The 18009-nt window shown below is 71.0% G+C and carries 15 protein-coding genes; 6 read left to right on the plus strand and 9 right to left on the minus strand.

Features of this window, described 5'->3' with window-relative positions; genetic code table 11:
• Positions 1-109: 109 nt before the first annotated feature.
• Together OOK38_RS25325 and OOK38_RS25330 are read left to right on the plus strand one after the other, a co-directional pair.
• The gene (locus tag OOK38_RS25325) at positions 110-1165 is read left to right on the plus strand and encodes an LLM class F420-dependent oxidoreductase (protein WP_266756880.1); all 1056 of its coding nucleotides are present in this window, start codon (positions 110-112) and stop codon (positions 1163-1165) included.
• A gap of 214 nt (positions 1166-1379) precedes the next feature.
• On the plus strand, positions 1380-2168 hold the full coding sequence (locus OOK38_RS25330; protein WP_266756879.1) for a ferritin-like domain-containing protein: 789 nt from the start codon (positions 1380-1382) through the stop codon (positions 2166-2168).
• 134 nt (positions 2169-2302) lie between these two features.
• Here OOK38_RS25330 and corA read toward each other — a convergent pair whose 3' ends face one another.
• Positions 2303-3301, minus strand: coding sequence for a magnesium/cobalt transporter CorA (gene corA / locus OOK38_RS25335; RefSeq protein WP_266756877.1), 999 nt, complete (start codon positions 3299-3301; stop codon positions 2303-2305).
• Positions 3302-3399: 98 nt separating this feature from the next.
• Between corA and OOK38_RS25340 the strand changes: the two genes are divergently transcribed.
• From OOK38_RS25340 to mshC, 4 genes are all read left to right on the plus strand, one after another.
• Positions 3400-4086: a histidine phosphatase family protein gene (locus OOK38_RS25340; protein ID WP_266756875.1), complete on the plus strand. Its 687-nt coding sequence runs from the start codon at positions 3400-3402 to the stop codon at positions 4084-4086.
• 120 nt (positions 4087-4206) lie between these two features.
• On the plus strand, positions 4207-4797 hold the full coding sequence (locus OOK38_RS25345; protein WP_266756873.1) for a DUF3090 domain-containing protein: 591 nt from the start codon (positions 4207-4209) through the stop codon (positions 4795-4797).
• Complete coding sequence (locus OOK38_RS25350) at positions 4761-5588, plus strand: SCO1664 family protein (protein ID WP_266756871.1); 828 nt, start codon at positions 4761-4763, stop codon at positions 5586-5588. The genes OOK38_RS25345 and OOK38_RS25350 overlap by 37 nt, the downstream gene beginning before the upstream one ends.
• 110 nt (positions 5589-5698) lie before the next feature.
• The gene (mshC, locus tag OOK38_RS25355) at positions 5699-6928 is read left to right on the plus strand and encodes a cysteine--1-D-myo-inosityl 2-amino-2-deoxy-alpha-D-glucopyranoside ligase (protein ID WP_266756869.1); all 1230 of its coding nucleotides are present in this window, start codon (positions 5699-5701) and stop codon (positions 6926-6928) included.
• Positions 6929-7012: 84 nt separating this feature from the next.
• On the opposite strand, the gene OOK38_RS25360 is transcribed toward mshC, so the two are convergent.
• From OOK38_RS25360 to OOK38_RS25395, 8 genes are all read right to left on the minus strand, one after another.
• Positions 7013-7723 carry a hypothetical protein gene (locus OOK38_RS25360; RefSeq protein ID WP_266756867.1) on the minus strand — a complete coding sequence of 237 codons (711 nt, stop codon included), beginning with the start codon at positions 7721-7723 and terminating at the stop codon, positions 7013-7015.
• 62 nt (positions 7724-7785) lie between these two features.
• Positions 7786-9534, minus strand: a complete 1749-nt coding sequence (locus OOK38_RS25365) for a S8 family peptidase (protein WP_266756865.1) — start codon at positions 9532-9534, stop codon at positions 7786-7788.
• A 711-nt stretch (positions 9535-10245) separates the two neighbouring features.
• Complete coding sequence (locus OOK38_RS25370) at positions 10246-11421, minus strand: PAC2 family protein (protein WP_266756863.1); 1176 nt, start codon at positions 11419-11421, stop codon at positions 10246-10248.
• Between the two features lie 331 nt (positions 11422-11752).
• On the minus strand, positions 11753-12424 hold the full coding sequence (locus OOK38_RS25375; protein ID WP_266756861.1) for a FadR/GntR family transcriptional regulator: 672 nt from the start codon (positions 12422-12424) through the stop codon (positions 11753-11755).
• A gap of 193 nt (positions 12425-12617) precedes the next feature.
• On the minus strand, positions 12618-14234 hold the full coding sequence (locus OOK38_RS25380) for a glycerol-3-phosphate dehydrogenase/oxidase (RefSeq protein WP_266756859.1): 1617 nt from the start codon (positions 14232-14234) through the stop codon (positions 12618-12620).
• Positions 14235-14253: 19 nt separating this feature from the next.
• Complete coding sequence (glpK, locus tag OOK38_RS25385) at positions 14254-15792, minus strand: glycerol kinase GlpK (protein ID WP_266756857.1); 1539 nt, start codon at positions 15790-15792, stop codon at positions 14254-14256.
• Positions 15793-15908: 116 nt separating this feature from the next.
• Positions 15909-16703 (minus strand): MIP/aquaporin family protein, encoded by a 795-nt coding sequence (locus tag OOK38_RS25390; protein ID WP_266756856.1) that lies wholly within the window; start codon positions 16701-16703, stop codon positions 15909-15911.
• 327 nt (positions 16704-17030) lie between these two features.
• A complete protein-coding gene (locus OOK38_RS25395) occupies positions 17031-17795 on the minus strand; it encodes an IclR family transcriptional regulator (RefSeq protein ID WP_266756854.1) in 765 nt (254 codons plus the stop codon).
• Positions 17796-18009: the final 214 nt, after the last annotated feature.

Below are 18009 nucleotides of genomic sequence, written 5' to 3' on the forward strand. Positions count from 1 at the left end.
GTGTCCCGCCCCCGTGCCGAGAAGGCGAACGTGCCGCCCCCCGCCCGGGACGCACGCACGCTAGGGTCTCGGACAAAGGGACGTTACTGATCGGTAAGGGGAATCGGCCATGCAGCTCGGCATCAACCTCGGCTACTGGGGCGCCGGAATGGACGGGGACAATCTCGCCGTCGCCCAGGAGGCCGACCGGCTCGGATACGCCGTCTGCTGGGCCGCCGAGGCCTATGGCTCCGACGCGGCCACCGTGCTCAGCTGGGTCGCCGCCCAGACCGAACGCATCGACGTCGGTTCGGCCATCTTCCAGATCCCGGCCCGGCAGCCCGCGATGACCGCGATGACCGCCGCGACCCTCGACTCGCTGTCGGGCGGCCGTTTCCGCCTCGGCCTCGGCGTCTCCGGACCGCAGGTCTCCGAGGGCTGGTACGGCGTCAAGTTCGACAAGCCGCTGGCCCGCACCCGTGAGTACGTGGAGATCGTGCGCAAGGCGATGACGCGCGAGCGGCTGTCGTTCGAGGGTGAGCACTGGACCCTGCCGCTGCCGGGCGGTCCGGGCAAGCCGCTGAAGCTGACCGTGCACCCGGAGCGCGAGCACATCCCGCTCTACGTCGCCGCGATCGGCCCCAAGAACCTGGAGCAGACCGGCGAGATCGCCGACGGCGCGCTGCTGATCTTCCCCTCGGCCGAGCACCTCGAGGACACCGCGATCAAATACCTGCGCGCGGGCCGGGAGAAGGCCGGGAAGACGATGGAGGGCTTCGACGTCTGCCCGACCCTTCCGCTCGCCCTCGGCGACGACAAGGACGTCACGGCGCTCGCCGACATGTTCCGCCCGTACACCGCGCTGTACGTCGGCGGCATGGGCAGCCGCAAGCAGAACTTCTACAACCAGCTCGCCCAGCGCATGGGCTACGAGAAGGAAGCCGCCGAGATCCAGGACAAGTACCTGTCCGGCGACAAGGAGGGCGCCGCGGCCGCCATCCCGCACGCGCTGATCGACCAGACGACCCTGCTCGGCTCGGTGGACCGCATCGCCGACCGCATGCAGGCGTACGCCGCGGCCGGGGTCACCACTCTCACGCTGGCGCCCGCGGGCTTCACGCTGGAGGACCGGATCGCCTCGCTGCGGGCCGGCTCCGACGCTCTGGAGCGCGCCGGACTCGCGTAACCGCGCCGGGAAAGTTCTGCGGCCGTGGTGGGGGCTCGGGGGTCTTCCCCGCCACGGCCGTCACAGGGAACAACGCGTCGACGGTCCCTTGGTTACGCGCTCGGGCCCGCTTCGTCGTCCATCGTTCGGCGGATTTGTCCGACACATCGGTTGCCGGGTCGCGGACATCCCATTTGACTCGTTTTCTGCACAACCCTGCAGAGAGGTGTCAGAGATGCTTTCCGCCAAGAGTCTGTTCCAGGAGATTCTCGACAACGACCAGTCGTACCGGCTCTTCTGCTCCATCGCCGCCAGCGGGGAGGCGCAGGGGGGCTGGGAGAACGCCCGGATCGCCGCGCTGGTCCCGGCGAGCGAACGCGCGCTCGCCCCCAGGATCGCCCGGCACGGCGCCGACGAGGACAAGCACGGGCGGATCTTCAACGCCCTCATGAAGAAGCGCGGCCTCGAACCGGTCGAGATCCCGCCCGACACCGACTACACCATGCTCCTGGAGCGGTACGGCATCGGTCTGGCGCACGAGAAGCTCAAGGACGACCAGCCGCTCACCGTGCAGGACATCGTCACCTATCTCGCCCACAGCCGGGTGACCGAACAGCGCGCCTCCGAGCAGATGGACCTGCTGCGCAAACACTTCGCCGACCACCCCGAGATCGGCCGCGCGGTGAAGATGATCTCGGGCGACGAGGACAACCACCTCGCGTACTGCCACGAGGAACTGCTGCGCTTCGCGCACGACGGTCATGGCCGCGCCATCCAGCGGACCCTGCGCGAGTGCGCGCTCGCCGAGATCCGCATCTACCGGGACGTCAGCCTCGCCGTGATGGCCCACATGGGCCGCATCCTCGGCTGGTCCAGGGCCAGGGCCGCGGTCCTCGCCGCGGGCATCCACGCCGTGTACGCCTACGAGCGGGCCGCGGGCTGGCGCCGGATGGTCTCCCTGAAGATGCCCGAACGGCGTGGGGCGCTGGACGGCCCCGCCACGGCGTCACCGGAATTCGCCTGACCCCACCCGGCCTCCACCCCACCCGGCCCCCGCCCGGACCTGACCTCCACCCGCGCCCGGCCGCCGTCAGGACGGGCCCGCGTACGCGCCCGGACCACCCGGACCCGCACCGGGCGGACCCGTACGCGTCCCGACTACAGCCAGCCCCGCCGCTTGAAGAGCCGGAACAGCCCGAACTCCAGCACGACCATGCACCCGACCACCGCCGGATACGACCACACCCAGTGCAGTTCGGGCATGTGGTCGAAGTTCATCCCGTAGATCCCGGCGATCATCGTCGGGACGGCCGCCATGGCCGCCCACGCGGAGATCTTCCGCATGTCGTCGTTCTGCCGCACGCTCATCTGCGCGAGGTGTGCCGAGAGGATGTCGGACACCAGCCGGTCCAGGCCCTCCACGGACTCGTTGACGCGCAGCAGGTGGTCGTTGACGTCGCGGAAGAAGGGCTGCGCCTTGCCGTTCACGAACGGCACGGCCGTCGAGGCGAGGCCCGAGCCCGAGAGCCGGGCCAGCGGCACCGCCAGCGGGACCGTGGCCCTGCGGAACTCCTGCACCTGCCGCTTGAAGGCGTAGATCCGCGACGCGGTGTTCCGCCCGCCGCCGAGCTGCGGCGAGAAGACCTCCGCCTCCAGCTCCTCCAGGTCGGTGCCGAGCTCGGTCGCCACTTCCAGGTAGTGGTCCACGGTGGCGTCCGCGATCGAGTAGAGCACCGCCGTCGGCCCGTGCCGCAGGGTCTCGGGGTCCGACTCCAGACGCTGCCGGACCGCCGCGAGGGGCGACTCCTCGCCGTGCCGCACGGTCACCACGAACGAGTCACCGACGAAGACCATGACCTCGCCGGAGGAGACGGCATCGCTCTCCGGCTCGTACGACACCGGTTTGAGGACCATGAAGAGCGAGTCCTCGTACACCTCCAGCTTGGGGCGCTGATGGGCCTTGAGGGCGTCCTCGACCGCCAGCGGATGCAGCCCGAACTCCTCCGTGACGAGGTCGAACTCCTTCTCCGTGGGCTCGTGCAGGCCGATCCACACGAAGGCGTCGCCCCCGGCGCGGCACTGGGCCAGGGCGTCGGAGAGGTCGTCGGGGCCCTCCGTCCGCCGCCCGGCACGGTAGATGGCACAGTCGACGATCACGGAGCGCATTCTCCCGTCGTTCCGGCCCGGCCGCACTCCGGGCACCGCTTTTCCCAGGGCCGGCCGGCTCCGCGAGCCGTCCGTTTACGCTGGGCCGCATGCCCACCCTGATCCTCGTCCGGCACGGACGCTCCACCGCCAACACCGCGGGACTGCTCGCCGGCTGGACACCCGGCGTGGCCCTCGACGAGCGCGGCACCCAGCAGGCCGCCGCCCTTCCGGGGCGGCTCGCCGGGCTGCCGATCGCCGAGGTCGTCACCAGCCCCCTCCAGCGCTGCCAGGAGACCGTCCAGCCGCTGCTGGAGGCCCGCCCCGAGGTCCCGGCGCACACCGAGGAGCGCATCGGAGAGGCCCACTACGGCGACTGGTCGGGCCGCAAGCTCGCCGAACTGAAGGACGAGCCGCTGATGGAGGTCGTCCAGGCGCATCCGTCCGCGGCCGCGTTCCCGGGCGGCGAATCGATGCGGGCCATGCAGACCCGGGCCGCCGAGGCCGTGCGCGAGTGGAACGCGCGCGTGGAGCGCGACCACGGAAGCGACGCGGTCTACCTGATGTGTTCGCACGGCGACATCATCAAGTCGCTCGTCGCCGACGCACTCGGACTTCATCTGGACCTCTTCCAACGGATCTCTGTCGAACCGTGTTCCATCACCGCGATCCGTTACACCCGGTTGAGGCCTTTTCTCGTACGTCTCGGGGACACCGGTGATTTCGCGTCCCTCGCGCCGCGCGAGGAACCCCCGAGCGGCGACGCTCCGGTCGGGGGCGGTGCGGGCGCACCGTGATCGTCGGCCGCAGTAGGGTGAAGCGGTCGAACCAGCACAGTAGTTGTCAGCGAGTTCTCAGCAGCCGATGCGGCCCGGCGCAGTCAGCCGGTCCCCATGCCGATTCAATGGAGACAGGACGTGTCCCGTCAGGTGTTCCTCTACGACCCCCCGGACCGTTTCGTGGCCGGTACGGTCGGGTTGCCCGGGCGCCGTACCTTCTTCCTGCAGGCGTCCTCGGGCCCCCGGGTGACCAGCGTGGCCCTGGAGAAGACCCAGGTCGCCGCGCTCGCCGAGCGGATGGACGAGCTCCTCGACGAGGTCGTCCGGCGGACCGGCGGCAGCGCCCCGGTCCCGGCGATGGCCTCCACCGAGGTGTCCGACACCGCGCCCCTCGACACACCCGTGGAGGAGGAGTTCCGGGTCGGCACCATGGCCCTGGCCTGGGACGGTGACGAGCAGCGCATGATCGTCGAGGCGCAGGCGCTCGTGGAACTCGAGGCCGACTCCGACGAGGACCTCGCGGAGGCCGAGGAGCGGCTGCTCCAGGACGAGGAGAACGGTCCGCCGATGCTCCGGGTCCGGCTCACCGGCGTGCAGGCCCGGGCCTTCGCCAAGCGCGCGCTCGACGTCGTCAACGCCGGCCGGCCGCCCTGCCCGCTGTGCAGTCTCCCGCTCGACCCGGAAGGACACGTATGTCCGCGCCAGAACGGATACCGCCGCGGAGCGTGACGACCGCCGAGCTGCTCGCCCGGGGCGAGCTGAAGGTCCGCGGACAGATCCGTGAGGCCTCGAACGCGGTGCTCTACTGCTCCGTGTCGTACGAGGGCCGCGAGGCGCTCTGCGTCTACAAGCCCGTCGCGGGCGAGCGGCCTCTGTGGGACTTCCCCGACGGCACGCTCGCCCAGCGCGAGGTCGCCGCGTACGAGGTCTCCGAGGCGACCGGCTGGGGGCTCGTCCCCACCACGGTGCTGCGCGACGGGCCGTACGGCGAGGGCATGTGCCAGCTGTGGATCGAGTCCCCAGCCGCGCAGGACGGGGACGGCCTGCTCGCGCTCGTCGAGGGCGAGGAACCGGCCGAGGGCTGGAAGGCGATCGGCTTCGCCGAGGTCGGCGAGGGCGAGACGGCACTGCTCGTGCACGCCGACGACGCCCGGCTGCGGCGGCTCGCCGTCCTCGACGCCGTGATCAACAACGCGGACCGCAAGGGCGGCCATCTGCTGCCCGCGGGGGAGGGCCGCCTCTTCGGCATCGACCACGGGGTCACCTTCAACGCCGAGAACAAACTGCGCACGCTGCTGTGGGGCTGGGCCGGGGAGCCGCTGACGCCGGAGGCACTGGAGGTCCTCACCTCCCTGCGCGACGGCCTGGCGCCGGGCGCACCGCTGGCCACCCGCTTGGCCGAACTCGTCACCGCCGCCGAGATCGACGCCACACGCGCGCGGGTCGATGGGATGCTCGCCTCCGGGAAGCACCCGGAGCCGAGCGGGGAATGGCCCGCGATCCCCTGGCCGCCGGTGTAGCGCTCGTCGGCACGTGTGCACGGCGCGGGGGTGTCGCGCAAGAGGGCCTTCCCGGCCATAAGGCGCTGGCCGGTTCGTATACGGAAGTTCCGTCCGGTTAGTCTCATGACATGTATGCCTGGCCCGCTTCTGAGGTCCCCGCCCTGCCTGGCGAGGGCCGCGACCTCCGGATCCACGACACCGCGACCGGTGGGCTCATCACCCTCGACCCCGGTCCCGTCGCCCGTATCTACGTCTGCGGCATCACGCCGTACGACGCGACCCATCTGGGTCACGCGGCGACCTACAACGCGTTCGACCTCGTGCAGCGCGTGTGGCTCGACACCAAGCGGCAGGTTCATTACGTCCAGAACGTCACGGACGTCGACGACCCGCTGCTGGAGCGGGCCGAGCGCGACGGCGTCGACTGGGTCGGACTCGCCGAGAAGGAGACCGCCCTCTTCCGCGAGGACATGACCGCCCTGCGGATGCTGCCGCCGCGCCACTACATAGGCGCCGTCGAGGCGATACCCGGCATCGTGCCGCTCGTCGAGCGGCTGCGGGACGCCGGAGCGGCGTACGAGCTCGACGGCGACGTGTACTTCTCCGTGGAGTCCGACCCCGCCTTCGGCAAGGTGTCCAACCTGGACGCCGCGACGATGCGCCTGCTCTCCGCGGAGCGGGGCGGCGACCCGGACCGGCCGGGGAAGAAGAACCCCCTCGACCCGATGCTGTGGATGGCCGCCCGCGAGGGCGAGCCGAGCTGGGACGGCGGCTCGCTGGGCCGCGGCCGGCCCGGCTGGCACATCGAGTGCGTCGCGATCGCCCTCGACCACCTGGGAATGGGCTTCGACGTCCAGGGCGGCGGTTCCGATCTCGCCTTCCCGCACCACGAGATGGGCGCCTCGCACGCCCAGGTGCTGACCGGCGAGTTCCCCATGGCCAAGGCGTACGTCCACGCCGGCATGGTCGCGCTGCACGGCGAGAAGATGTCGAAGTCCAAGGGCAACCTCGTCTTCGTGTCCCGTCTGCGGCACGACGGGGTCGACCCGGCCGCCATCCGTCTCGCTCTGCTCGCGCACCACTACCGGGCCGACTGGGAGTGGACGGACGCCGTCCTCGAAGAGGCCGTCGCGCGCCTGGCGAACTGGCGGGCCGCGGTGTCCCGGCCCGACGGGCCGTCCGCCGACGCGCTCGTCGAGGAGATCCGCACCGCGCTCGCCGAGGACCTCGACGCACCGGCCGCGCTCGCCGCCGTCGACCGCTGGGCAGCGCTCCAGCACGAGACGGGCGGCACGGACGAGGGCGCCCCCGGCGTCGTGTCGCGGGCCGTCGACGCCCTCATGGGCGTGGCGCTGTAACCGGTCGCCGTACGCAGTCGGGCGCCGGGCGGAGTGATCCGCCCGGCGCCCTGTGCGTGGAGCGGTCCGCCGCTCCGGCCTCTGCTACTGCCGGTTCACGATCACGGCCTGGAGGGTGTTGGTGCCCGAGTCGTAGATCCCGATGACCTGCTGCCCGAAGGCGAAGGCCTCCTGGACCTCGTCATGCGTGACCTGGTTCGGGTTCACGAGCTGACGCCAGGCGTTGTCGATGAACAGGTAGAGGATCGACGGCTGTCCCGGCAGCGGGGTGACGACGTCCCAGAACTTCGTGGCGACGCCGCTCACGAGCGCCGCACGCTCGACGGCGCTCGGCAGCACGAGCGGCTGTCCCGGCTGCTGGGTCTGCTGCCCGCCGAGCTGCTGGAGAAGCTGCTGGTACGGCTGCTGCCGGCCCAGTTGCTGGAGCTGCTGCTGGAGGTGCGGCGGAATGTGCTGCTGCGGGATCTGGTGCTGCGGGAACTGCTGGCCGATGCCCTGCTGACCGACGCCCTGCTGGAGGTACGGCTGCTGCATCTGCTGACCGATGCCCTGCGGCCCGTACGGCTGCTGCATGTGCTGGCCGATGCCCTGCGGCCCGTACGGCTGCTGCGCCTGCGTGCCGAGAGGCTGCTCCTGGCTCATGCCCTGCTGCGGTCCGAACTGCTGCTGTCCGTAGTCCTGCTGCGTCCCGAGGTGCTGCGGGGGAGCCGTGCTGGGGCCCTGCTGTCCCTGCTGAAGGCTGCCCTGCTGAAGGCCCTGCTGTCCCTGCTGGCTCATCTGGGGGATCGTGCTCATGCGGGTGCCACCTTCCATCAATGGTTGGTTGCGTTCCGTTTCGGTCCGGGAGGACCAGGTCCTCAGCCCGTGACGACCAGGCCGACGATCTCGTCGTCCGAGAACCAGACCCGTACATCGGGCCGTCCCCCCGCGAAGGCGGAGTGCACCGCCTGACGGATCTCGGGGGACGGGTTGTTGAGGTTGCGCCAGGCACCGGACACGTACAGCCGGAGCCTCGGCGGGAGTTCGCGCGGATACGGCAGCAGCTCGTCCCAGTACCGTTCGGCCTGGCCCGAGCCGACCGCCTCCGGCAGCAGCCGGGTGACCGCCGCCTTGATGTCCGGCCGGTTGCCGATCCGCTGGGACGCGGGCCGGCCCGGCGCGTCCTGCTGCGGGGAACCCGTGGCCCGCAGCACCGCGCGCGCACGTTCCGAGGACATCGGTGCCTGGCCCGCCGCCTTGAGCATGCCTTGCAGCGAGGCCAGGGCACCGACCACCACCGGGGAGGCGGAAGAGGTCCCGGAGAACGTGTCCGTGTACCAGGCGATCTCCTCGGCGCCGCCCTGCAGATCGCCGGGCCGGTCCCAGAAGCCGCCGGTGGTCGTGACCTCGCGTCCCCAGCCCTGCGCGTCCACGCGGGCACCGTAGTTGGAGAACGCGAGCCGTGAACGGTCCGGGCCGTGGTCGCGGCCGTGCGTGCCGGGCGGCGGTGCGCCGGCGCCGACCAGGATCGCCCCGGAGGACCGGTTGGAGGGGTTGAAGGGGTTGCGCCACCAATCGGGGAACTCCGCGGGGCGGCGTTCGTACACCGCGTCGTCGAGCGACTCGGCGCCGTTGCCGGCGGCCGCCACCACGAGGATGCCCCGGGCGGTGGCGTACTGGACGGCCGCGAAGTTGTCGGGCCACCACTCGAGCGCGATGTAGCCCTCCTGCGTGTCGCGCTCCTCGAAGTCGAACCGGGGCCCCGGGGCGTGCAGTTCGACCAGGATGATGTCGCCGGGGCTCAGCCGTTCCGCCGCCGCGTGGATCGCGGCGGCCGTTCCGATGCCCTGGAAGGACGCGGCCGCGGTCACGGCGTCCGGCGCGATTCCGGTGGTCCCGTGCTCGTTGCGGTCGCCGCCGATCACCCCGATGACGGCGGTGCCGTGGTTGCGCCAGGCGATGTCGGTGACAGGGGTGCCGACGACGACACCGGCGAGTTTCGAGGCCAGATCCTCGTGCCCGAGCTGCCAGGCGCCCTCCACGTCGATCACCGTGACGCTCCGGCCCGAACCACCCGGCCGCTGCCAGGCCCAGTAGGCGTCGATGCCCTCGGGCGCCGGACGCAAGTAGCCCTGCCGGCTGGTGAAGTCGGGGGTGACGTGCGCCCCCTCCTTGAGCCGCTGGCCGTCGTCGGCGCTCTGGCCGGTCCAACCGGCCGACCCCGTCGAGGCGGGAACGGCACCCGGCTTCACGTACGCCGTGTCGATCTCCGGCAGTGCCGCGATGCGTGCGCGCAGCTCCTGGGCACGGCTCTCCACGCCGCGCACCCGGTAGAAGAGCGCGAGGTCGGGCCCGTTCTCGGTGCCCGCCACCGCGGACTGCTGGAGCCGCTCCTCGCTCCCGAACAGCGGCTCCAGGGCGAGCTGTTCGTCGGTGAGGAACATGTTGAGGGCCGAGACGTCGGCGCCGGCCGCCGAGCGGACGCCCTCGGCCCGGGCACGCAGCCGGGCCTCCGGACGGGCGACGACGATCAGCTCCTGCTCGGCTCCTCGATAGGTGAATCCCGCTCCGTCGGGCCCGGGCCCGGTCGTTCCCGGGCCCTGCGCCGGCTGTACCTGGTCGGTCATCGCGTACCGCTCCCTTCGATCCCTGCGGGTGCCGGTCCCTGCGGGTGCCGGTCGATGCGTGTGCTCCGTCGTGCCGTGTGCCTTCCTCCGGTGCGGCGCCGAATGCCATGTCCCGTTGCCGGGCGGCGCCTTCGGGGCACAACCTGGCACGCCCACGGCGCCGCGTCCACCCCGTCTTCGCCAACTTGGTTTGAAAACAAGTTGAATGGGGAACCCTGTGCAATCCGTCCTGAAACAGATGTCACGCCCCAATCAGGCCAAACGCTGCGGAGGCGCATGTCAAGTGATGGGGCGGCAGCGGCTGTTGACCCTTGGATCGGTCGAGCCCGGCCCCCATGCGGCCGGGCGCCGTGCGCACCGCTGTTCCGCAGGCCGCGGGCTGCTCGCCGAAAGAGCTGTGCCGGGAGGGGTGGTACGGCCGGACGGCGCGCCCCGACGGCAGGACGGCCCGGCCGTGAGGGCGTCGGCCGACCGGTTCTCTCCGTCCGGCCGGTTTCACGTCGGGGGCGTCACCGCCGCCGGCCCGCCGTGCGCGCACGCCGAGTCGCCCGCGGACGGCGGCTTCACCGCACCGGCGGCTTCACCATGCGAACCGGAACGGCGGGTGCGGAAGGGTGATCGATGAGGGCCCGGCGCCGGACACTCTTCCGGCAGCCCGGCAGCCCGGCAGCCGGGGGGACGGCGCGCTGCGTGCGCGCCGCCCCTTTCCGCTCAGTCCTCGGAGGAGTCCGATGCGTCGGAGGAGCGGGAGGAGTCGGAAGGATCCGATGAATCCGGGGAACCCGGCGCCTTCGCGGCACCCGAGGAGCCCTTGGAGTCCTGGGGGCCGGACTCGCCGGCCCGGACGTCCGGGCCGGTGCCGTCGGCGGCCTCGTCCGTCTCCGGCTCCTGTCGCGACTCCCCGTCGTTTCCGGCGTCCTGCCCCGTGTCGGACTCCGGGCGCTGCGCCATCGGCGGCCGCGTACGGCCGCCGGGAGTGTCACGGAGGTACGAGGTCGGCTCGCCGCTCTCCGTCGCGTGGCTCCCGGCACCCGTCGCCGGACCGCCGCCGTCCCTGCGGCGCAGATAACGCTCGAACTCGCGGGCGATCGCCTCGCCGGACGCCTCCGGCAGCTCGGCGGTGTCGCGGGCCTCCTCCAGCGTCTGCACGTACTCGGCGACTTCGCTGTCCTCGGCGGCCAGCTGGTCGACGCCCAGCTGCCAGGCCCGCGCGTCCTCGGGCAGCTCGCCCAGGGGAATGCGCAGGTCGATGAGGTCCTCGAGGCGGTTGAGGAGCGCCAGGGTCGCCTTCGGGTTGGGCGGCTGCGACACGTAGTGCGGCACGGCCGCCCACAGCGACACGGCCGGTACGCCCGCGTGCGTGCACGCCTCCTGGAGGATGCCGACGATGCCCGTCGGGCCCTCGTACTTGGTCTCCTCCAGGTCCATCGTGCGGGCCAGATCGGCGTCGGAGGTGACCCCGCTGACCGGCACGGGACGGGTGTGCGGGGTGTCACCGAGCAGCGCGCCCATGATCACCACCAGCTCCACGCCCAGTTCGTGCGCGAAACCGAGCAGCTCGTTGCAGAACGAGCGCCAGCGCATCGACGGCTCGATGCCCCGGACCAGCACCAGGTCGCGCGGCTTCTCGCCGCCGACCCGGACCACCGACAGGCGGGTGGTCGGCCAGGTGATCTTGCGTACACCACCGTCAAGCCACACGGTGGGGCGGTTCACCTGGAAGTCGTAGTAGTCCTCGGCGTCCAGTGCCGCGAAGACCTCGCCCTTCCATTCCCTGTCCAGATGCGCGACCGCGGTGGAGGCGGCGTCGCCGGCGTCGTTCCAGCCTTCGAACGCGGCCACCATGACTGGGTCGATCAGCTCGGGAACCCCCTCCAGCTCGATCACCCAGCGCCTCCTTCCGATGTGCCCTCGCGTACGCCTCAACCTTACGGCGTGCCGAGGGGGCCTCCGCAGCCCCCTTGCACGGGGGAGTGAACGGATCACTGCCCCGCCGGGGGCCAGGAAACACGCGTGACGGCCACCCCGGACCGCCCGCAGTCGTCCGAGCTGTCCACGGTCAACTTGCCCGCGGACCGCGGACATTGCCCCGTGCCCGCGCCATACGTCGGACGATCGCGAGAGATCCGATGTTCTGGGAGTGGCCCGGAACACTCACGAGGGATGGGGCGCACGCATGAGCGAGACGCGGTCGCCCGCCCCGGGTTCCGGCTCGCCGCTAGAGCGTGGATCTGAGCCACTGCTCCACGCTCGCGATGTGCACCGTCGCCCAGGACCGGGCCGCCTCCGCGTCCCGGTCGCGCAGGGCGGACAGGATGGCGCGGTGCTCGCGCAGGGTGCGGCCGACCGCGTCCTCCTGGGTCAGGCCCCGCCAGACGCGGGCCCGGGTGGTGGGGCCCGACAGGCTCTCGAGAAGGGAGCACAGCACCGAGTTGCCCGAGGCCAGCGCGATGCCCCGGTGGAACTCCAGATCGCAGGCGACGAGTTCCTCCACGGAGGGGTCCGCGCCGAGCTTGTCCAACTGCGAGGAGAGCGCGTCCAGTTGACCCTCGCTGATGAGGGCGGCCGCCATCGCGGTGGCGGCCGGCTCCAGAATGCGCCGCACGGCGAGGAACTCCAGGACCGTGTCGTCGCGGTGGAAGTCGACGACGAAGCTCAGTGCCTCCAGGAGGAGTTGCGGGTCCAGGCTCGTGACGTACGTGCCGTCGCCCTGGCGCACGTCCAGGATGCGGATGAGGGACAGGGCGCGGACGGCCTCCCGCAGGGAGTTGCGGGACAGCCCGAGTTCGGCCGCCAGTTCGCTCTCCTTGGGGAGCCGGTCCCCGGGACGCAGCGCGCCGGAGACGATCATTCCCTTGATCTTCTCGATCGCCTCGTCGGTGACTGCCATGGCGGGGCCTCCCTGTCACTCGGGATGTCCCCTCAGACATCCGATGTCTCATCGGACAGTATGGGGGTTCAGTGGGATGACCAGAGAGGGTCCAGGCGCCCGGCACCCGCGGGAGCGCCGACCGTGCCGCGCCGGCACATGGGTGAGGGGCGGCACCCCCCGTGGGAGCCGCCCCTCACCTGACCGCGGACGCCTACTTGTCGTCGAGCAGGTCCTGCACCTTGCCGCGGACGTCGTCCGTGGCGAGACCGCGGATCGTCAGGGTCGTACGGCGGCGCAGCACGTCGTCCGCCGTCTCGGCCCACTCGTTGTCCCGGGCGTAGACGACCTGCGCCCAGATCTCCGGGGCGTCCGGGTGGACGCGCTCGCCGAGCTCGGGATTCTCGTTCGCCAGCCGGGCGATGTCGAAGGCCAGCGAGCCGTAGTGGGTGGCCAGATGCCTGGCCGTGTCGGCGGCCATGCGCGGGCCGGGCGCCGGGCCGTCCACCAGGAGGCGGTGCGCGACGGCACGCGGGTTGGCCACACCGGGAAGCGGCAGCTTCCTCGGCAGCTCGGAGACCGGCTCGAAGTCCTCGCCCAGCGGACGGCCGGGCAGCGACTCCAGCTTCTTCATGACCGTACGGCCGATGTGCCGGAAGGTGGTCCACTTGCCGCCCGCGACGGACAGCATCCCGCCGCGGCCCTCCGAGACGACCGTCTCGCGCTTGGCCTTCGACGTGTCGCCGGGGCCGCCGGGCAGCACCCGCAGACCGGCGAAGGAGTACGTGATCAGGTCACGGGAGAGCTGCTGGTCACGTATGGAGAACGCGGCCTCGTCGAGGATCTGGGCCGTGTCCTTCTCGGTGACCGAGACGTCCGCCGGGTCGCCCTCGTACTCCTCGTCGGTGGTGCCGAGCAGGAGCATGTCCTCCCACGGGAGCGCGAAGGTGATGCGGTACTTGTCGATGGGGGTGGCCAGCGCGGCCTTCCACGGCGAGGTCCGCTTCAGGACCAGATGCGCGCCCTTCGAGAGACGGATCGACGGCGCGGCATTCGGGTCCTCCATACGGCGCAGGTGGTCCACCCACGGGCCGGTCGCGTTCAGCACGAGACGGGCGTCGACGCCGAACTCGTCGCCGGACAGCCGGTCCCGCAGTTCCGCGCCCGTCACCCGGCCCCGGGTGAAGCGCAGGCCCGTGACCTCGGTGTGGTTCAGCACCGCGGCGCCCGACTCGACGGCCGCGCGGACCGTCATGAGGGCCATGCGGGAGTCGTTCATCTGGTCGTCGCCGTACACGGCCACGGCCTTCAGGTTGTCGGTGCGCAGCTCGGGCACGTCCTGCGCGGCCTTGGAGGGGCTCAGCAGGTGTCCCACGCCGTCACCGAAGGCCGACAGGGCGGAGTAGGCGAAGACGCCCGCTCCGAGCTTCGCCGCGCCGTGCGGCCCGCCCTTGTACACGGGCAGGTAGAACGTGAGCGGGTTCGCCAGGTGGGGGGCCACCTGGCGGGAGACCGCACGGCGCTCGAAGTGGTTCTCCGCCACCAGCTTCACCGCGCCGGTCTGCAGGTAGCGCAGACCGCCGTGGAGAAGCTTGGAGGAGGCGGAGGAGGTGGCGCCGGCGAAGTCGCCGGCGTCGACCAGCGCCACCCGCAGTCCGGACTGCGCGGCGTGCCAGGCGGTGGAGATGCCCAGGATGCCGCCGCCGATGACGAGGAGGTCGTACGTTGCCTTGGAAAGCTGCTCCCGGGCCTCGGCGCGGCTCGGGTTGGAGCCGGAGGCCGGGTGCGTACCGAGGGCAGGCACGGACTGCAGGGTGGGCTGGCTGGTCATTGCGGGTTCTTACTCCTCGTCAGTTCTCGTCTTCGATCCAGCCCATGGTCCGCTCGACGGCCTTGAGCCAGCTCTTGTACTCACGGTCGCGGACGTCCGCGTCCATGTTGGGGGTCCATTCCGCGGCCCGGCGCCAGTTGGCGCGCAGGTCCTCGGTGTTGGTCCAGAAGCCGACGGCGAGGCCGGCGGCGTAGGCGGCGCCGAGGCAGGTGGTCTCGGCGACCATCGGGCGCACCACGGGGGCGTCCAGGACGTCGGCCAGGGTCTGCATCAGCAGGTTGTTGGAGGTCATGCCGCCGTCGACCTTGAGGGCCGTGAGCTCGACACCGGAGTCCTTGGTCATGGCGTCGCTGATCTCACGGGTCTGCCAGGCGGTGGCCTCCAGGACGGCGCGCGCGATGTGCGCCTTGGTGACGTACCGGGTCAGGCCGGCGATCACACCGCGGGCGTCGGGACGCCAGTACGGGGCGAACAGACCGGAGAAGGCCGGTACGAAGTAGGCGCCGCCGTTGTCCTCGACCGAGGACGCGAGCGTCTCGATCTCGGCGGCGGACTTGATCAGGCCCATCTGGTCGCGCATCCACTGCACCAGCGAACCGGTGACGGCGATGGAGCCTTCCAGGGCGTAGACCGGCTCCTGGTCGCCGATCCGGTAGCCGACCGTGGTCAGCAGGCCCGAGTACGAGTTGATGATCTTGTCACCGGTGTTCATCAGCATGAAGGTGCCGGTGCCGTAGGTGGACTTGGCCTCGCCCTCGGAGAAACAGGTCTGGCCGAACAGGGCCGCCTGCTGGTCGCCGAGCGCGGAGGCGACCGGGATGCCGCCGAGCAGGTCGCCGAGCGGGCCGCCGGTGACCTCGCCGTAGACCTCGGCGGAGGAGCGGATCTCGGGCAGCATCGCCAGCGGGACGCCGATGGACTCGGCGATCTTGTCGTCCCACGCCAGGGTGTGCAGGTTCATCAGCATGGTGCGGGAGGCGTTGGTGACGTCGGTGACGTGCTTGCCGCCGTCGACACCGCCGGTCAGGTTCCAGATGACCCAGGTGTCCATGGTGCCGAAGAGGATGTCCCCGGCCTCGGCGCGCTCGCGCAGGCCCTCGACGTTGTCGAGCAGCCAGCGGGCCTTGGGGCCGGCGAAGTACGACGCGAGCGGCAGGCCGGTCTCGCGGCGGAAGCGGTCCTGGCCGACGTTGCGGCCGAGTTCCCGGCACAGGGCGTCGGTGCGGGTGTCCTGCCAGACGAGGGCGTTGTGGACGGGCTCACCGGTGTTCTTGTCCCACAGCAGCGTGGTCTCACGCTGGTTGGTGATGCCGATGGCCTTGATGTCGTCGCGCGTGATGCCGGCCTTCGAGATGGCTCCGGCGACGACCTCCTGGACGTTGGTCCAGATCTCTGCGGCGTCGTGCTCGACCCAGCCCGGCTTCGGGAAGATCTGCTCGTGCTCCTTCTGGTCGACGGAGACGATGCGTCCGTCGCGGTCGAAGACGATGCAGCGGGACGAGGTGGTGCCCTGGTCGATCGCGGCGATGAAGGGGCCGGCGGTGTGTGCGTCGGTCACGGTGTGCTCCTGGGATCCGTGGGAAAGGGGCTGTATACGGCGCGGTGCTTCAAAGCGGTGCTGTGCGGCTCGCGGCTCATGGGGCGCGGCTTCCTAGCGTGCTGGAGCGGGGGCTCCTAAGCGAAGGCGACGTTGTATATGCCTGCCGCGATCGCGCCGCCGATGAGCGGGCCGACGATCGGTATCCAGGCGTAGCTCCAGTCGGATCCGCCCTTGTTGGGCAGGGGGAGCAGGGCGTGCACGATGCGCGGACCGAGGTCACGGGCCGGGTTGATCGCGTAGCCGGTGGGGCCACCGAGCGAGAGGCCGATGCTCACCACCACGAAGGCGGTGATCAGGGCGCCCAGGGTGCCCAGGCCGTTGCCGTCGTTGTTCAGACCCTGCGTGAGGATCGCGAGGATCAGGACGACGGTGCCGATGATCTCGGTGGCGAGGTTCTGCACGATGTTCCGGATCTCGGGGCCGGTGGAGAAGACGCCGAGCACTGGGCCCGCGCCGGTCTCCTGGGCCTCGACGGCCTTGGTCTCGGTGGCCTGCGCACCCGGACCGCCGACGATCTCGCGGTCGGTGAGGTGGGCGAGGAACTGGCCGTAGTAGGTGACCCAGACCAGCGCCGCACCGATCATGGCGCCGAGCATCTGCCCGCCCCAGTAGGTGGCGAGGTTGCTGTAGTCGTCGTCCTTGATCGCCAGCGCGAGGGTCACGGCCGGGTTGAGGTGAGCGCCGGAGAGCGGCGCCGAGATGTAGACCGCGGTCATGACCGCGAAGCCCCACCCGAAGGCGATGGCGAGCCAGCCGGCGTTGCGCGCCTTGGAGGCCTTCAGCGTGACGGCGGCGCACACGCCACCGCCGAGCAGGATGAGTACGGCGGTACCGATGGTCTCGCCGATGAAGATGTCGGAGCTGGACACCCGCGACTCCTTTGTCCTTCGTCCAGGGGAAGCCGAACCCCGGGTCCCTCCGGTGGTTCGTGCTCTCGGGGAGTGAGAGCGATCTCGGCCCTGGCATTGCCACACTCTAACGCGTATTGCCGGTAGGTGTTCGACAATGTCGACCGATGGACGGGAGTCTTGCTCTCGCGTCACCAGCACGTCAAGAGCTCTGTTATCGAAAGCCCGATCGTTATTGATCGGCGTGTGCTATCGATGCGTCGTCGCTCGTCCGAGGACACGACAAAGGCCGGGAAGCATCCCGCTTCCCGGCCTCGTGCCGTACGAACCTCCGAAGGTCGGCGCCTGTCAGAACCGCCCCGCGCCCAGGTCGCGCGACACCGCGCGGGCGCAGTCCCGTACCGCCGCGATCAGGTCCGGGCGCAGTTCCCCGTCCTTGCAGACCCGTTCCACGGCTCCGGTGATGCCGACCGCGCCCACCGGCATCCGCCGCCGGTTGTGGATCGGGGCGGCGACCGAGGCGACGCCCGTCCAGGTCTCCTCGACGTCGTCCGCGTACCCGCGGGCGCGGGTCACGTCGAGGACGCCCTCGAACTGGTCCAGTTCGCTGATCGTCCGCGGGGTGAACGCCTTGCGGTCGACCTCCAGGACCTCGCTGTGCGCCACCGGGTCGTAGGCCGACAGCACCTTGCCCAGCGCCGTGGAGTGCAGGGGCTGCATCGCCCCGACCTCCAGGACCTGACGGCTGTCGTCGGGCCGGAAGACGTGGTGCACGATCAGCACGCCCTGCTGGTGCAGCACGCCCAGATAGACGCTCTCACCGCTGGAGCGGGCCAGGTCGTCGGTCCACACCAGGGCGCGCGCCCGTAGTTCGTGCACGTCGAGATAGGTGGTGCCGAGGCGCAGGAGCTCGGCGCCCAGCTGATAGCGCCCGGAGGCCGTGTCCTGTTCGACGAACCCCTCCTGCTGGAGGGTGCGCAGAATGCCGTGGGCCGTACCCTTGGCCAGGCCTAGCGAGGAGGCGATGTCCGACAGGCCGAGCTGCCGCTCGCCGCCCGCGAGCAGCCGCAGCATGGCTGCCGCCCGTTCGAGCGACTGGATGTTCCGTGCCATCGCCGTGCTGCCTCCGTCCCCTTGGACCGTCGGCGCGCGATTCCCGCTGCCGTTCGGCAATGTCGAACACTACCGGTCGTTACCGAGCTCCCGCCAATGGGTGGTCACCCCGCGTTCCGTCCGCCTCCACGCCGACGTCCCCCGCGCCACACCCGTCCGGCTCGTGGACGCCACGACTGATCGGCGGTGCTCCGGGCTACCCTGACGGCGTGCG

Source organism: Streptomyces sp. NBC_00568 (assembly GCF_026341855.1).
Taxonomy (GTDB): Bacteria; Actinomycetota; Actinomycetes; order Streptomycetales; family Streptomycetaceae; genus Streptomyces.

What these genes read in the sequence shown, in the direction of transcription:
- OOK38_RS25325 (WP_266756880.1), top strand. Translation starts at nt 110, where the DNA reads ATGCAGCTCGGCATCAACCTCGGCTACTGGGGCGCCGGAATGGACGGG.
- OOK38_RS25330 (WP_266756879.1), top strand. Translation starts at nt 1,380, where the DNA reads ATGCTTTCCGCCAAGAGTCTGTTCCAGGAGATTCTCGACAACGACCAG.
- OOK38_RS25340 (WP_266756875.1), top strand. Translation starts at nt 3,400, where the DNA reads ATGCCCACCCTGATCCTCGTCCGGCACGGACGCTCCACCGCCAACACC.
- OOK38_RS25350 (WP_266756871.1), top strand. Translation starts at nt 4,761, where the DNA reads ATGTCCGCGCCAGAACGGATACCGCCGCGGAGCGTGACGACCGCCGAG.
- mshC (WP_266756869.1), top strand. Translation starts at nt 5,699, where the DNA reads ATGTATGCCTGGCCCGCTTCTGAGGTCCCCGCCCTGCCTGGCGAGGGC.
- OOK38_RS25360 (WP_266756867.1), bottom strand. Translation starts at nt 7,723, where the DNA reads ATGAGCACGATCCCCCAGATGAGCCAGCAGGGACAGCAGGGCCTTCAG.
- OOK38_RS25365 (WP_266756865.1), bottom strand. Translation starts at nt 9,534, where the DNA reads ATGACCGACCAGGTACAGCCGGCGCAGGGCCCGGGAACGACCGGGCCC.
- OOK38_RS25375 (WP_266756861.1), bottom strand. Translation starts at nt 12,424, where the DNA reads ATGGCAGTCACCGACGAGGCGATCGAGAAGATCAAGGGAATGATCGTC.
- OOK38_RS25380 (WP_266756859.1), bottom strand. Translation starts at nt 14,234, where the DNA reads ATGACCAGCCAGCCCACCCTGCAGTCCGTGCCTGCCCTCGGTACGCAC.
- OOK38_RS25395 (WP_266756854.1), bottom strand. Translation starts at nt 17,795, where the DNA reads ATGGCACGGAACATCCAGTCGCTCGAACGGGCGGCAGCCATGCTGCGG.